Source organism: Streptomyces sp. NPDC006872 (genome assembly GCF_040635845.1).
GTDB lineage: Bacteria > Actinomycetota > Actinomycetes > Streptomycetales > Streptomycetaceae > Streptomyces.
This window is the reverse complement of record NZ_JBEYIL010000024.1, coordinates 73890-89378: the sequence shown is the minus strand read 5'-3', so window position 1 is coordinate 89378 and position 15489 is coordinate 73890. Positions and strand designations below refer to the sequence as shown.

At 69.5% G+C, this 15489-nt stretch carries 9 protein-coding genes and 1 pseudogene; 8 read left to right on the top strand and 2 right to left on the bottom strand.

The annotated features are described in order from the left end of the window. Nucleotides 1-321: 321 nt before the first annotated feature. From ABZ725_RS45620 to ABZ725_RS45605, 4 genes are all read left to right on the top strand, one after another. A complete protein-coding gene (locus ABZ725_RS45620; RefSeq protein ID WP_358808273.1) occupies nucleotides 322-1872 on the top strand; it encodes an ABC transporter substrate-binding protein in 1551 nt (516 codons plus the stop codon). An 86-nt stretch (nucleotides 1873-1958) separates the two neighbouring features. Continuing rightward, a complete protein-coding gene (locus tag ABZ725_RS45615) occupies nucleotides 1959-2900 on the top strand; it encodes an ABC transporter permease (RefSeq protein WP_358808272.1) in 942 nt (313 codons plus the stop codon). 20 nt (nucleotides 2901-2920) lie between these two features. Beyond that, nucleotides 2921-4711, top strand: coding sequence for a dipeptide/oligopeptide/nickel ABC transporter permease/ATP-binding protein (locus ABZ725_RS45610; protein WP_358808271.1), 1791 nt, complete (start codon nucleotides 2921-2923; stop codon nucleotides 4709-4711). Then, nucleotides 4708-5568, top strand: coding sequence for an ATP-binding cassette domain-containing protein (locus ABZ725_RS45605; protein ID WP_358808270.1), 861 nt, complete (start codon nucleotides 4708-4710; stop codon nucleotides 5566-5568). Before ABZ725_RS45610 ends, ABZ725_RS45605 begins: the two co-directional genes overlap by 4 nt. A 67-nt stretch (nucleotides 5569-5635) precedes the next feature. On the opposite strand, the gene ABZ725_RS45600 is transcribed toward ABZ725_RS45605, so the two are convergent. Together ABZ725_RS45600 and ABZ725_RS45595 are read right to left on the bottom strand one after the other, a co-directional pair. Then, entirely contained in the window at nucleotides 5636-6619 is a 984-nt protein-coding gene (locus ABZ725_RS45600) for a Gfo/Idh/MocA family oxidoreductase (protein ID WP_358808269.1), read from the bottom strand. Next, nucleotides 6616-7236 carry a TetR/AcrR family transcriptional regulator gene (locus ABZ725_RS45595; RefSeq protein ID WP_358808268.1) on the bottom strand — a complete coding sequence of 207 codons (621 nt, stop codon included), beginning with the start codon at nucleotides 7234-7236 and terminating at the stop codon, nucleotides 6616-6618. The genes ABZ725_RS45600 and ABZ725_RS45595 overlap by 4 nt, the downstream gene beginning before the upstream one ends. 195 nt (nucleotides 7237-7431) lie before the next feature. On the opposite strand from ABZ725_RS45595, the gene ABZ725_RS45590 reads away from it, so the two are divergent. The 4 genes and pseudogenes from ABZ725_RS45590 (at nucleotide 7432) to ABZ725_RS45575 (ending at nucleotide 15458) form a co-directional block, all read left to right on the top strand. Beyond that, a complete protein-coding gene (locus ABZ725_RS45590) occupies nucleotides 7432-8658 on the top strand; it encodes a family 1 glycosylhydrolase (protein ID WP_358808267.1) in 1227 nt (408 codons plus the stop codon). After that, entirely contained in the window at nucleotides 8655-11705 is a 3051-nt protein-coding gene (locus ABZ725_RS45585; RefSeq protein ID WP_358808266.1) for a glycoside hydrolase family 2 TIM barrel-domain containing protein, read from the top strand. Before ABZ725_RS45590 ends, ABZ725_RS45585 begins: the two co-directional genes overlap by 4 nt. A 73-nt stretch (nucleotides 11706-11778) precedes the next feature. Further along, a pseudogene (gene uidA / locus ABZ725_RS45580) lies at nucleotides 11779-13578 on the top strand (beta-glucuronidase). 62 nt (nucleotides 13579-13640) lie between these two features. After that, the gene (locus tag ABZ725_RS45575) at nucleotides 13641-15458 is read left to right on the top strand and encodes an NAD(P)/FAD-dependent oxidoreductase (protein WP_358808265.1); all 1818 of its coding nucleotides are present in this window, start codon (nucleotides 13641-13643) and stop codon (nucleotides 15456-15458) included. Nucleotides 15459-15489 lie beyond the last annotated feature (31 nt).

The following is a 15489-nucleotide window of genomic DNA, read 5'->3' as shown; positions in this document are numbered from 1 at the left end:
AACATCCAGATGGTCAAGATTCAAATGAGCCGTACCGGGTCCGAACCCCGGCCGAAATATAACGCTCTGATCACGAACAGCGCACGCCCTCTTCCCGACCGCTCTCACCGACGCCTACGTTCCACGAGCGAATTCCAACCGCCTGGTAAGCGTTGCCGAGTTAACACGTTCGAGACGCAGAGCGCCGGTTCAGATGTTCACGCACCGCGCCTGCGTCCGGCGTCGAGGAACCGACCGCGAGCCGGTCGGCAGGAGCCCCGGGGTGGTGTCAGCCGCATGCCACGCACCGGCCCCGGACCGCACGGGACAAAGGAAATCCACATGACGCGCATTCGATCCAACGACCCGCGACCGCGGTTTCGAGCAGTGCCCTCGACCGCGATCACGGCGGCGGCGCTGCTGGCGTTGACAGCGTGCGGCGGGGGGACGGAGAGCTCGTCGTCGCCCAGCGCCAAGACACTCGCCCTCGCCATCCAGTCCACTCCGAACTCCTTCGATCCGGCGCAGATCAACGACGGACAGGCGGCCTATGTCTGGAGCGCCCTCTACGACACGCTGCTGTACACCGACAACAAGGGCGAGCTGAAGCCGAACGCGGCCGAGAGCTGGAACTACTCCGCCGACGGGCTGACCCTCACCCTGAAACTGCACCCAGGGATGAAGTTCAGTTCGGGCGCGGCGGTGAACGCGGCTGCGGTGAAGGCGACCCTGGATCGCACCATGGCCACACCCGGATCGACGCAGAGCCTGCTGGCCTCGATCAAGTCGGTGGAGGCCCCCGACGCCGCGACCGTCGTGATCCACCTCGAGCAACGGGACGGCTCACTGCTGAGCAGCCTCTCGATGTCGGCGGGAGCGATCGGCGATCCGGCGACGATGTCCGCGAAGAGCACCGCCCTCAACCCTGTCGGCTCAGGTCCCTACGTCCTCGACAAGTCGTCGGTGACCGGCTCGACGTACGTCCTCAAGCGGCGGGACGACTACTGGAACGTGAAGGCCTACCCGTTCCGGACCGTGACGGTGAAGGTGATCCAGGATCCCACCGCCTCGTCCAACGCGTTGCGGGCCGGACAGATCAACGCCGGTTCGGCCGACCCCCAGAACTCCGCCCAGCTCAAGGCGGCGGGCTACGGCATCTCGCCCCTCAGGGCCACGGCGGTGGCGAACCTGGTCATCGCCGACCGGGCGGGCAGCGTGCTCAAGCCGCTCGGGGACACGCGGGTGCGACAGGCGATCAACATGGCGTTCGACCGGGCGAAGATCGCCAAGCAACTGCTCAAGGGCGCCGCGCAGCCGACGCTCCAGGTCTTCAACCCCGCGAGCGGGGCCTATGACGCCGCGCTCGAGAAGACATACCCGTTCGACCCCGCGGCCGCGAAGAAGCTGCTGTCCGAGGCCGGATATCCGAACGGGTTCTCCGTCACGATGCCGGGCTTCGTCTACACCAAGGCGTTCGAGCCGACCGTCACACAGGCGCTCGACGACATCGGGATCAAGGTGAAGTGGACGCCGGTGCCCGCACAGAACAACTTCTCGGCGATCAGCTCGAAGAAGTACCCGCTGATCCTCTTCCTCGACGGGTTGAGCCCCTCCGCGCGTGAGGCGACCAACAACTTCGCCCCGAGCGGCTATCTGAACCCGTTCGCCTCCACGGACCCCGCGCTCACGAAGCTGCTGGACCAGGCGGAGGGCGAACTCGACCCGGCGAAGTCGGCGGACGCCTACAAGAAGGTCAACGACTTCGTGGTCAAGAACGCGTGGGACGCGCCGATCGCCTACCTCGGCAACAGCTGGGCGACGAAGGGCGTCGAGTACCTCGGCGACGGCTCCAACACCTTCAGCACCATCCGGGCGTTCGGCGTCTCCGGCTAGCCCGCGCGAGTTCCGGGCTCGCGGCGGGCCGCCCCGAGCCCGGTACCCCCTCCCGTCGGTCCTGGTCCGAAGGAGCACCACCACCCATGACCTCCTACGTGTTGCGCCGGCTCGGCACGAGCCTGGTGCTCACCGTCCTCGTATCAATGATCACGTTCCTCCTCCTGAGCACGTCCTTCGACGGCATCGTCAGAAGCATTCTCGGAACCGCCGCCACCCCCGCCACGGTCCAGGCGAAGAAGGCCGAGATGGGCATGGACCGTCCGGTGATCGTCCAGTACTTCAACTGGCTGTTCCACGCTCTCAAGGGCGACTTCGGCGTCTCGTACTTCACGAGTCAACCCGTCGGAACAGCCGTCGCGGACCACCTCACCGTCACCCTGTCCGTCGTGGTCGTCGCCCTGCTCATCACCGCCGCCATCAGCGTCGTCCTCGGAGTCCTGGCGGCGTCGCGCGGCGGCGTCATCGACCGGCTCGCCCAGGTCGCCTCACTCGTCGGCTACATCGTGCCGAACCTGCTGCTCGCGATCGCCCTCGTCGTCATCTTCGCGGTCAAGCTGGACTGGCTGCCGGCCACCGGCTACACGCCCTTCTCCGAGAGTCCGGGCCGCTGGCTGGCCTCGATCACCATCCCGGTGATCGCCCTGACGGTGGGCGGCACCGCGAACCTCTCCGCCCAGATCCGCGGCGCGATGATCGGCGAGTTGCGCAAGGACTACGTCCGCACCCTGCGCACCCGGGGCATCTCCCCCCGGTCGATCGTGCTGCGGCACGCCCTGCGCAACGCCGCCGGGCCGGCCTTCACCGTCCTGTCGCTGGAGTTCATCGCCATGCTCGGCGGCGCCCTCATCATCGAGAACGTCTTCGCGCTGCCGGGAATCGGCAGTTACTCCTTCAACGCGGCCCTCCAGGGAGACGTCCCGATCATCATGGGCCTCTCCCTCTTCGGTGTCCTGTTCGTCGTGGGCATCAACCTGATCGTCGACATCGTCAACGGCTGGCTCAACCCGAAGGCGAGGCAGCAGTGACCGCCAACGACCGTGCGACCATGGCGAGTTCGACCACCCCGCGCCGCACGTCGCCGCTGCGCAAGCTCCTCCGGGACCCGCAGGCCCTCATCACGGCCGGAGTGCTGCTCGTCATCGTGCTGTTGGGCGTGCTGAGCCCGCTGCTCACCTCGCACGGCCCGAACCAGGCCTCGCTGGACGCGATCAACGCCGATCCCGGCAGGGCGGGTTACCTGCTCGGCGGCGACCAGAGCGGCCGCGACATCTTCTCCCGGCTGCTGCACTCCATCAACACCAGCATGATCGCAGGCCTGATCGGCACGAGCGTCTCGCTCACCATCGGCGTCACGGCGGGGCTCGTCGGCGGATACTTCGGCCGCCGGGTACGGACCGTCACCGACTGGGTGTTCAACCTCGTCATGACCTTCCCGGGTCTGCTTCTGCTGATCGTCCTGCTCCCCCTGACCGACGGGGACTACCGGGCCACCATGCTGATCTTCGGCGTGCTGTCGTCCACCGGCATCTTCCGCCTCGTACGCAACCTCGTCGTCGGGGTGAAGAACGAGCTGTTCGTGGACGCCGCGCGCGTGTCGGGCCTGACGAACCTGCGCATCCTCGGCCGGCACGTGCTGTTCGTGATCCGCGGGCCGATCATCATCGCGACCGCGTTCCTGATGGGATCGTCCATCAGCCTGCAGTCGGGGCTTGCGTTCCTCGGTCTCGGGTCGACCACCGTGCCCAGCTTCGGCGCGATGATCTCCGAGGGCTTCGCCAACCTCTATGAGACCCCGATGCAGTTCATCTGGCCCAGCCTCATGCTCGGCGTCATCAACGCGTCGTTCGTCCTGCTGGGCAACTCGCTGCGCGACGCCCTGGACCGGGGCAGGCCGAAGCCGGCCAAGATCACCACGCCCGCCCGGCCCCGGACCGCCAACGGCGCCGACACCACCGTCGGCTCCCCCGCCGCGCATCTGCTGAGGGTGGAAGACCTCGCCATCGCCTACCCCACGCCCTCGGGTGAACTGCGGGAGGTCGTCAGCGGTGTGTCGCTGAGCCTGGACGCGGGGGAAACCCTGGGCCTCGTAGGGGAGTCGGGTTCCGGCAAGACCCAGACCGCGTTCGCGCTCCTGGGCGTACTGCCGGCGGAGGCCGTCGTCACCCGCGGCTCGATCAAGCTCGACGGACGCGAACTCCTCGGCCTGAACGAGGGAGAACTGCGCGGCCTGCGCGGCACGTCGGTGGCGTACGTCCCGCAGGAACCCATGTCGAACCTCGACCCCTCCTTCACCGTGGGCTCGCAACTCATGGAGGGACTGCGTGCCTCACAGCACATGTCCCGGCAGGCCGCGCGAGCCCATGTGCTCGCGCTGCTGGACCGCGTGGGCATCCCCGACCCGAGGCGCACCTTCGACTCCTACCCGCACCAGATCTCCGGCGGCATGGCCCAGCGCGTACTGATCGCCGGCGCCGTCGCGAGCAGTCCGAGACTGCTCATCGCCGACGAGCCGACGACCGCGCTCGACGTGACCGTCCAGGCGGAGATCCTGGATCTCCTGCGGGACATACAGCAGCAGCTGAACATGGCCGTGCTGCTTGTCACTCACAACTTCGGGGTGGTGGCGGACAGTTGCAGCCGCGTGGCGGTCATGCAGCGTGGTGAGGTCGTCGAGATCGGGAAGGCCGGGGAGATCTTCGGAGCGCCACGGCATCCGTACACCCGGATGCTCCTGGGCTCCATCCTCGACGAGAGCGGTCTGCGGACCGATCCCCCGGGTGCACCCGTCCAGGTCGCGACAGGCACGACCGAGGTCCTTGAGGAGAAGGCGTCATGACCACTCCCCTGCTCGACGTGAGCGACCTGCGCGTGGCCTACCCGGGGCGCGGCTTCCGGGCCCGCCCCGTGGAGATCCTGCACGGCGTGTCCCTGACCGCCTGTCACGGCGAGACCCTGGGGATCGTCGGCGAGTCCGGCTCCGGCAAGACGACCATCGGCCGTGCCGTGCTCGGCCTGGTGAGGCCGAGCGGCGGACGGGTCCTGTTCGCGGGCGAGGACATCACGCATACGGCGGGCCGGGCACGGCGTGCTCTGGCGCGCGACATCCAGGTCGTGTTCCAGGACCCCTACACCTCGCTCAACCCGTCCCTGACCATCGGTGACATCCTCAGCGAGCCGCTGGTGGTCCAGGGAGCGACGCCGCGTGACGCGCGGGCGCGGGTGCGTGACCTGCTCGATCAGGTGGGGCTCCCCGAGGACGCCTCGGAGCGGCTGCCGGGCGAGTTCAGCGGCGGACAGCGCCAGCGCGTCGCGATCGCCCGCGCGCTCGCCCCCGAGCCGAAGCTGATCGTGTGCGACGAGCCCGTCTCCGCACTCGACCTGTCCACGCAGGCCCGGGTGCTCGACCTGTTCATCGACATCCAGCGGCGCACCGGGGTCGCGTACCTCTTCGTCTCGCACGACCTCGGGGTCGTACGGCATGTGAGCCACCGGGTGAGCGTGGTCTACCAGGGCGAGATCGTGGAGACCGGTCCCGCCGGCGTCGTCACCTCTACTCCCGAACACCCTTATACACAGCGGCTGTTGCTCGCCGCGCCGGTCGCGGATCCGGTGGAGCAGGAGCGACGGCGGACCGAGCGGCGGCGCCTGGCCGAGGCGGACGCCGAGCGGGTTGCGCGGGCCGATGCGGCCTGATCACGGACGGGGCCACGACGTCCGGACGGCGGCCGGTCCGGCCTCCGTCACGGTCGCGTCGACTCCCTTACGGAACCAGAGGCGTTCGCGGTCGCAGACCCCCGGCCCGATAGATCGCGTCGATCACCCGCATCGTCGCCGTCGCCTCCCGCGCGTCCGTCGGGTTCGGGCCCCCGTCGATCACGGCGTCGCGGAACGCCTCCAGCTGGAAGGAGTAGGTCGTGCGCGGGTCACCCTGTTCGACGACGACGCCCGACTCCGTCGTGAGCGTCAACTCCCCGTACAGGTAGGGGTGGTAGGGCATGCGCACATGCAGGGTGCCCGCCGAACCTCTGACGTGGAGCTCGGCGGCGTGGCCGTCGCCCGGCCCCATGTCGGCGACGACCTCGCCCGACACCCCTCCCGCGAAGGTGAGTTGCGCTGTCGTCGAGGCGTCGACGCCGTCGATGTCACGGATCTGCGCCCCGGTCACCTCGGGTTCGCCGAACAGGTGGCGCAGCAGCCGCACCGGGTAGCAACCGAGGTCCATCAAGGCGCCGCCGCCGAGGTCCGGCTGCCACCGGATGTCGGTGGTGTCGGCATGCGGCACGGTGAACTCCGCCCGGGCCGTGCCGAGTCGGCCGAGCACCCCGGAGTCGATGAGCCGGCTCATCCGCGTCCACATCGGGTGGTATCGCGAGTGGAACGCCTCCATCACGACGAGCCCGCTCGACTCGGCGAGTTCCGTGATCGCCTCGGCCTCCTCGGCGTTCGCCGTGAACGGCTTCTCGCACAGGACGTGCTTGCCGGCCGCGATGGCGCGTCGCGTCCAGTGCCCGTGCAAAGCGGCAGGCGTCGGGACGTACACCGCGTCGACAGCGGGGTCGTCGACGATCTCGTCGTAGGAGCGGAGCGCCCTCGGGATGCCGTGTTCGCGCGCGAACGCGACGGCCCGCCCGTGCTCGCGGGCGGCGATGGCGGTCACCTCGACGCCGTCGAGGTCGGCGGCCGGCTCCAGGAGCGCCGACTGCACGATGCGGGCGACGCCGAGCACGCCGACGGAGACGCTCATCGGGCCAGCCCCGGGGCGACGGAGACCAGGAAGTCGCGGATGACGGACTCCACCTTGACCGACTCCCGGTCGAAGAGCCACTGGACCTGAAGGCCGTTGATAAGGGCGAGCGTCGTCGCCGCGAGGGCCTCCGGGTCCGCCTCCGAGCGCAGTTCGCCGCGTGCCGCGAGCGCTGTGTAGGCCTCGGTGTAGAAGCGGCGGACGCTGCGATAGCGCTGGGCGAAGTACGTGTGGGCGGGGTGCTCGGGAGAGGTCGCCTCGCCGGAGAGGACGCAATGCAGTTCCATGATTCCCGGCTGCAGTTCGCTGCCGACGACAACCGTGAGCATGCCCCGGAGCGCCTCGACGGGATGCTCCGCCGGGTCGATCGCGTCGGCGGACTTCAGGAAGTCGGCGCTGCGTTCGTCGCACAGCTCCAGCACCGCGATGAGCAGGTCCTCCTTGCGCGCGAAGTGGTGGAGCAGCCCGGTGTGGCTGATGCCGGCGCGCTTCGCGATGTCCTTCATCGTGGCGCCGTGGAAGCCGGTCTCGCCGAAGGCGTCCACGCAGGCTTCCAGGATGCGCCGGCGCACCTCGGCCGACTTCGCGTACGGCCCACGGCCGGTGGTGGCACTCATGCACTCTCTCCCCTCGACGGAACACGGACGGAACCGGCGGCCCCATTGTCGGCCATCGCGAAGAGGCCGACCGGAGGCGGCCTGTCGTGAAAATAGTATCGCGATTCGAATTTCGATGTTAGCGTGGAACTCTCGCCGCCGCTCCCCTCCTGCGAGCCGCGGCCTCCCCTCCCGTCTCCAGCAAGGATCTCGACGGTGACCGAACTCATTCCCGGCTTCCTCTGGGGAGCATCGACCGCCCCGCACCAGATCGAGGGCAACAACGTCAACAGCGACTGGTGGGCGCACGAGCCGAACATGCCCGGCATGGCGCGCAGCGGCGACGCGATCGACAGCTACCACCGCTACGCCGAGGACATGCGACTCCTCGCCGACGCGGGCCTCAACTCCTACCGCTTCGGGATCGAGTGGGCCCGCATCGAGCCGGCCGAGGGACATGTCTCCCTGGCCGAACTCGCCCACTATCGGCGGATGATCGACACCGCCGTGGACCTTGGCCTCACCCCGGTCGTCACGCTGCACCACTTCACCAACCCGCGCTGGTTCACCGAGGACGGCGGCTGGCTGGAGGACCGTGCGATCGACCGCTTCCGGTCCTACGTCGAGACGGCCACCCGCATCCTCGACGGCGTCGAGTGGGTCTGCACCATCAACGAACCCAACATGCTCGCCCTGATGGCGATGATGGGCCAGGCACAGCAGGCACCGTCGGAGGACGAGGCCGACAAGTGGATGAGCCCCACCGTCGAGGGTGCCGCGCGTCCGGTACTGCCCTCCCCCGACCCGAAGATCGGGCGCCGGCTGGCCGAGGCGCACCAGGCCGCTCGCGACATCCTCAAGGCGCGCACCGACGCCAAGTCCGGGTGGACGGTGGCCTGTCAGGCGCTGACCCCGACGCCGGGCAACGAGGAGAAGCTCCGTGAAGTGCGGTACGTGCGCGAGGACCTGTACCTCGAAGCGGCTCGCGGCGACGACTTCATCGGGGTGCAGTCGTACTCCAGCCAGGCCGTCGACGAGAACGGCATCGTGCCCCATCCCCTGGGCCCCGACAGCACGTTGACGGGGAACGCGTACCGGCCCGACGCGATCGGTATCGCGGTCCGGCACGCCTGGGAGACGACCGACCATGTCCCGGTCCTCGTCACGGAGAACGGCATCGCCACCGCCGACGACACCCAGCGGATCGCGTACACGGGTGAGGCCCTGCGACACCTGGTCGCGGCCGTCGACGACGGCATCGACGTCCGCGGCTACCTCCACTGGAGCGCCCTCGACAACTACGAATGGGGCCACTGGGAGCCCACGTTCGGACTGATCGCCGTCGACCGCGAAACGTTCGAACGACACCCGAAGCCGAGCCTCGGCTGGCTGGGAGACGTCTCCCGCAGCGGCGGCAAGGCATTGAAGGAGCAGTCCGCATGACGACGACCGAGAACGCGACGGGACCCTGGGACGCCTCCGGGCTGCACTCCGTCGGACGGCTGCCGATGCGTGCGCTGCGCCGCGTCCCCGACATCGAACTCGACGGCGCCTGGGACTTCCAGCTGCTGCCGACGCCCACCTCGCCGCTCGGCCTGGTCTGGAAGAAGGTCCAGGTCCCGAGTCTGTGGACGATGCAGGAGGACCTCGCGGACGGGGACGTGCCGCACTACACGAACGTGCCGATGCCGTTCGACGAGGTGCCCCCGCAGGTGCCCGCGCACAATCCGACGGGTGTCTACCGGCGGGTGATCCAGCTGGCTCCCGTGCCCGGGCGCCGCACGGTCCTCCATGTCGGCGCCGCCTCGGGTCTGTTGCGCGTGGTCGTCAACGACCGTTCGGTGGGCAGCAGTTCGGACTCGCACCTGGCCGCCGAGTTCGACATCACCGAGGCCGTCGTGCCCGGGACGAACCGGATCGACCTGCGGGTCGCCAAGTGGTCCTCGGCCAGCTATCTGGAGGACCAGGACCACTGGTGGCAGTCGGGGCTGACCCGCCCGGTCCACCTCTACACCGTGCCGGACATCGCGCTGGCCGACGTGTCCGCCGTGGCCGACTACGACCCGGAGACGGGACGCGGCGACCTTCAGGTGGACGTGTCCACGACGGGACTTGACCACCTCTACGACGTCGGCGGCTGGTCGGTGCGGATCGAGGTGCTCGACCGCTCGGTCCGGCTGCCGGTCTCCCCCCGCCTCGGCACCCGCACCCTCCCGCTGCCGTCCCTGGACAGATCGGTGCGGCCCGAGCCGCTGCTGCCCGACGACTTCATGGACCTGCTCAGCATCAACGCGGCCGGCGCGCCCGTCCCCCCGGAGTTCCGCGCGATCCCGGCGACCATGACGAAGCTGCCGGAACCGGCGGCGCCGGCCGGTCGTGCGGCCTTCTCCCTCTCCGACCTGCCCGTCACGCCCTGGTCGGCGGAGGTCCCGCGCCTCGAAGACCTCGTCGTCCACCTCGTGGCACCGGACGGGAGTGTCGCCGACGAGGCCCGTGTCCGGGTCGGCTTCCGCCGGGTACGCGTCGAGGGGCGTGACCTGCTCGTCAACGGGAAGCGGATCCTGATCCAGGGCGTCGCCCGCCACGACGTCGACCCGAAGACCGGGCGGGTCATGTCCCGCGAACGGCACCTGGCGGAGCTGTCCCTGCTCAAGCGGTTCAACGTGAATGCCATCCGCACCTCGCACTACCCGAACGACCCCCAGGTCCTCGACCTGTGCGACGAGTTGGGGCTCTACGTCATCGACGAGGCGGATGTCGAAGGCCACGCGTTCGCCTCCACGATCGCCGACGACCCCGCCTACCTGTCCGAGATCGTCGAGCGCGTCTCCCGGATGGTGCTGCGCGACCGCAACCACCCCTCGGTGATCTCCTGGTCCCTGGGCAACGAGACCGGCTACGGCTCGGCCCACGACGCGGCGGCCGGCTGGATACGCCGCTTCGATCCGACCCGGCCCCTGCACTACGAGGGCGCGATCTCCACCGACTGGCACTCCGGACACGCCGTGAGCGACATCCTCTGCCCAATGTATCCGGCCCTCGCCAGCCTCACCGGCTACTCCGCCGACCCGCGCGCCGACCGACCGCTGATCACCTGCGAGTACGCGTTCTCGATGGGCAACGGCACGGGCGGACTCTCCGACTACTGGGAGCTGTTCGAGTCGCTGCCCGGTCTCCAGGGCGGCTTCATCTGGCAGTTCACGGACCACTCCCTGGACCGGGACGGCGACGGAAGGCTGCGCTACGGCGGCGACTTCGGCGACGAGACCCACAACGGGCCGATGCTCGTCAACGGCGTGGTCTTCCCCGACCTCACCCCGAAGCCGGCGCTGTTCGAGGCCCGCGGCCTGTTCAGCCCGGTCCGGGTCGTCTCGGACGCCGAGAAGGCGCGGGCCGGAACGCTCCGGATCCGCAACCGCCAGTCGTTCGCGGACCTCGGCACGTACACGCTGGAACTGCGTGTCGAGACGCCGACCGGTCCGGCAGGCGCGGTGTCCGTCCCGACACCGGAGGTGGCCGCGGGCGCCGAAGGCACCATCAACATCCCTGATCGCATACGGCAGTTGCTCGCCGCCGGACCCGCGCTCGCGCTGACCCTGACCGTGCGCACCCGCGAGGACGCCCTGTGGGCGCCGGCGGGCACCGAGGTCGCGGCCGAGCAGGTCACCTTCCCGCAGGCGCCCGTACGGCTCCCCGCCGCCCCGGCGCGCAGGCCCGTGCTGTCCGTCGACGGCGAGGGCGACCTGGTCCACCCGCTGCTGCGCCGCTCCCCGCAGCTCAGCCTGTGGCGGGCGCTGACCTGCCACGACAAGTCGTTCTCGCTCGACAACCGGTTCGTCCGCTCCGGCTTCTTCCAGCTCACGCCCGTCGACGTCGAGGTCAAGGAGACCGGCGACGGAGCCGTCGTCACCACCCGCTACGAGGCCGCCTTCGGCGACGAGGTCACCCACCGGCGGACCATCACGGCGCTCGCCGACGGCGACTGGGTCCTCGCCGAGCAGGTGACCCTGCCGGAGGGCACACGGGACGGGCTGCGCGTCGGCATGGAGTTCGAACTCGTCGACGGGTTCGAGGACGCGGGCTGGGTCGGTCTCGGGCCGTGGGAGAACTACCCCGACCGGCGGGCGTCGGCCCTGCTCGGCGCCTGGGAGAGCCCCATCGACGACCTGGCCGTGCCCTACCTCCTCCCGCAGGAGAACGGCACCCGCGGCGAGGTCACCGCACTGACCCTGACCGGCCCCGCCGGCACGGTCCGCACCACCCACCCGACGCCACTGCACATGAACGTGGGCCGGTACCGGGTGAGCGAGATCGAGGCGGCAGAGCACTGGTGGGAACTCCCGCCGAGCGACAACACCGTGGTGCACCTCGACATCGCGCATCGCGGCCTCGGCACGGCGGTCCTCGGCCCCGACACCCATCCGCGCCACCGGCTCACGGGCAGCGAGTACGCGTGGGAGTGGCGCCTGACGCTGGAGCAGTCCGACTGACGGCGCACGCCACACCCGCCCGTCGGCCCGCTGTCCACCGGGCCCCCGACAACAGCGCGTAGGAGAACCCTCGATGCTCAAGCCCCGCCCCACCGCCACCCGCGAACTGGTGAACCTCGACGGGCTCTGGCGGTTCGCCGTCGCCCCGACAGCCGGTGCCGAGCCCTGGACCGGCCCGCTCGACACACCGCTGGAGGCACCCGTACCGGCCAGCTACAACGACCTGTTCACCGACAGCGCGATCCGCGACCACGTCGGCTGGGTGTGGTACCAGCGGCCGGTGCGGGTGCCGCGCGGCTGGGCGGGCGAGCGGGTCGTGCTGCGGGTGGACGCGGCCACGCACGAGGGGAAGGTGTACGTCGACGACGTGCTGGTCGCCCGACACATGGGCGGCTACACGCCGTTCGAGGCCGACATCACCGAACACGTGCGGCCCGGCGGGGAGTTCAGGCTCACGATCGGCGTCAACAACGAGCTGACCGACGTCACGATGCCGCCGGGCACGATCACCGTCTCCCAGGACGGCCGGCGCAAGCAGACGTACCTGCACGACTTCTACAACTACGCGGGCCTGGCCCGATCGGTGTGGCTGTACAGCAGGCCCGCGGTCCACGTCGACGACATCACCGTCGTCACCGGCCTCGACGGCACGACCGGGACCGTCGACTACTCCGTCGAGACGAACGTGCCGGCCACGGTCCGGGTCCGCGCGCTCGACGCCGGCGGTATCCAGGTCGCCGCCGGGGAAGGGCCGAACGGCACGCTGCGGATCGACGACGTGACCCTGTGGCGGCCGGGTGCGGCGTACCTCTACGACCTCGTCGTCGACGTCCTGGACAAGGACGGCGAGGTCGTGGACACCTTCGGCGAACCGTTCGGGGTGCGCACGGTCGAGGTGCGCGGGAACCGGTTCCTCATCAACGGGGAGCCGTTCTACTTCACCGGCTTCGGCAAGCACGAGGACACGCCCGTGCGCGGCAAGGGGCACGACGACGCCTACCTCGTGCACGACTTCCAGCTGATGGAGTGGATCGGCGCCAACTCCTTCCGCACCTCGCACTATCCGTACGCCGAAGAGGTCATGGAGTTCGCCGACCGGCACGGCATCGTCGTCATCGACGAGACCGCGGCCGTCGGTCTCAACCTGGCTGTCGAGAGCGGGCTGTTGGGCACCCCGCCCCGGCCCACGTTCTCCGACGAGACGTTCGGCGACGACACCCGCGCGGCGCACGCGCAGGCGATCCGGGAACTGATCGCCCGCGACAAGAACCACCCCAGCGTCGTGATGTGGTGCATCGCCAACGAGCCGTCCTCCAACGAGGAAGGCGCACGCGAATACTTCGAGCCACTCGTCGAGCTGACCCGCAAGCTCGACCCCACGCGCCCGGTGACCTATGCGGCGGTGATGTTCGCGACGCACGAGAACGACCGTATCGCCGACCTCTTCGACGTGCTGTGCATCAACCGCTACTACGGCTGGTACATCGCCACGGGCGACCTGGCCACCGCGGAGATGTACCTGGAGGGCGATCTGCGCGGCTGAGCCGAGAAGTTCGGCAAGCCGATCATGGTGAGCGAGTACGGGGCGGACACCCTGCCGGGACTGCACTCGGTCTGGGACGCGCCGTGGACGGAGGAGTACCAGCTCGCCTACCTGGAGGCGAACCACCGCGCCTTCGACCGCATCGACGGCTTCATCGGCGAACACGTGTGGAACTTCGCCGACTTCCAGACATCGAACGGCATCCACCGTGTCGGCGGCAACAAGAAGGGAATCTTCACCCGCGAACGGCACCCCAAGGCGGCCGCCCACGCACTGCGGCAACGTTGGCTGCCGCTCAACGGACGCAAGCCGTCGAGCACCGGCGAGTAGCGCCCGGGCGCCAGATGGCACGGCCCGCTGACAGCCACCCCCACGGACAGCAGAGAGGCCCCATGCTCACCCCCCACCAGCCGCCCGCCCCCGCAGCACAGGACCAGCTCGGTTTCGACCCGGAAGCCCTGCGCGCCCGGTACCGGAGAGAACGCGACCGTCGGATCCGCCCCGACGGCTCCGGCCAATACCGGCGTGTCACAGGCGAGTTGGAGACATACGCCCAAGACCCGTACGCGGACCCCGAGTCGACCCGCGAGCCGCTGGACGACCGGGTCGAGGTGGCCGTCATCGGCGGTGGCTTCGGCGGTCTGCTCGCCGGTGCCCGGCTGCGGCAGGCCGGCGTGCAGGACATCCGGATGATCGAGCTGGCCGCCGACTTCGGCGGTACCTGGTACTGGAACCGCTATCCGGGCGTGCACTGCGACATCGAGTCGTACGTCTACATGCCGCTGCTCGAAGAGATCGGCCACGTCCCGACGTGGCGGTACGCGCCGGGCGAGGAGATCCGGCAGCACGCCCGGGCCATCGGCCGGCACTTCGACCTCTACCGCGACGCCTGTTTCGGGACCCGGGCGACCGAACTGCGGTGGGACGAGGACGAGTCGGAGTGGATCGTCTCCACCGACCGCGGCGACCGGATGCGGGCCCGCCATGTCGTGGTGTCCAGCGGCACGCTCAGCCTGCCCAAGCTTCCCGGCATCCCCGGCATCGAGACGTTCAAGGGGCACATGTTCCACACGAGCCGCTGGGACTACGCCTACACCGGCGGTGACGCGGACGGGGGCCTCCACAAGCTGGCCGACAAGCGCGTGGCCGTCATCGGCACCGGCGCGACCGCCGTCCAGATCGTGCCCCATCTCGGCCGCGACGCACGGGAGTTGTACGTCTTCCAGCGCACCCCGTCCTCGGTCGACGTACGCGCCAACCGCCGTACGGACCCGGCGTGGGCGCAGTCCTTGACCCCCGGCTGGTCGCGGCGCCGCAGGGACAACTTCCTCTCGCTCGTCAGCGGCGGTCAGGTGGAGCGGGACCTGGTGAACGACGGCTGGACCGCGAGCGCCAGGCTGTTGCAGAACCTCGTCCCGACCGACAGCTACGCCCACCTCCCGGCCGAGGAGCGCGAACGCCTCGGCGAACTGGCCGACTTCCAGAAGATGAACGAACTGCGCGCCCGCGTGGACGACCTGGTCGACGACCCGGCCACAGCCGAGGCGCTGAAGCCCTGGTACCGCTACATGTGCAAGCGGCCCACGTTCAGCGACACCTACTTACAGACCTTCAACCGGCCGAACGTCACCCTGGTGGACACGGCCGACCACGGCGGCGTGCAGCGCGTCACGGAGAACGCGCTGGTCGTCGGCGGCACCGAGTACGAGGTCGACTGTGTCGTCCTCGCCACCGGTTTCGAGGTGGGTGTCTCGGGGATCCTGTCCGGCGAACTCCAGGTCCGCGGCCGGGACGGTGTCACCTTCGCCGAGCGGTGGAAGGACGGGCCGAGGACGCTCCACGGCCTGTACAGCCACGGCTTCCCCAACCTCTTCCATCTCGGCCCGGTGCAGAACGCCGCTTCCGTGAACTACGTCCACATCCTCGACGAGCAGGCCGTCCATGTCGCCGCGGTCCTCGCCGAGGCCCACAAACGCCAGGCCCGCCATGTCGAGCCGAGTGTCGACGCCGAGGCCGCCTGGGTCACCACGATCCATGAGAAGGCGCACAGCCTGCACAAGTTCCAGGCCGAGTGCACGCCCGGCTACTACAACAACGAGGGCATGCCCAGGCAGCGCAGCGAGACGTTCGGCGACGGTCCTGTCGCCTTCCACGAACTGCTCAGGCGCTGGCGCGCGGAGGGCGGCACGGACGAGGTCGTCGTCGGATGACCCGCCCGGCCGCTCCGGTCAACCACCCACG

Bases quoted from the DNA above. Each gene is read 5' to 3' on its own strand.
- ABZ725_RS45620 (WP_358808273.1), top strand. From the start codon at position 322: ATGACGCGCATTCGATCCAACGACCCGCGACCGCGGTTTCGAGCAGTG.
- ABZ725_RS45615 (WP_358808272.1), top strand. From the start codon at position 1,959: ATGACCTCCTACGTGTTGCGCCGGCTCGGCACGAGCCTGGTGCTCACC.
- ABZ725_RS45610 (WP_358808271.1), top strand. From the start codon at position 2,921: ATGGCGAGTTCGACCACCCCGCGCCGCACGTCGCCGCTGCGCAAGCTC.
- ABZ725_RS45605 (WP_358808270.1), top strand. From the start codon at position 4,708: ATGACCACTCCCCTGCTCGACGTGAGCGACCTGCGCGTGGCCTACCCG.
- ABZ725_RS45600 (WP_358808269.1), bottom strand. From the start codon at position 6,619: ATGAGCGTCTCCGTCGGCGTGCTCGGCGTCGCCCGCATCGTGCAGTCG.
- ABZ725_RS45595 (WP_358808268.1), bottom strand. From the start codon at position 7,236: ATGAGTGCCACCACCGGCCGTGGGCCGTACGCGAAGTCGGCCGAGGTG.
- ABZ725_RS45585 (WP_358808266.1), top strand. From the start codon at position 8,655: ATGACGACGACCGAGAACGCGACGGGACCCTGGGACGCCTCCGGGCTG.
- ABZ725_RS45575 (WP_358808265.1), top strand. From the start codon at position 13,641: ATGCTCACCCCCCACCAGCCGCCCGCCCCCGCAGCACAGGACCAGCTC.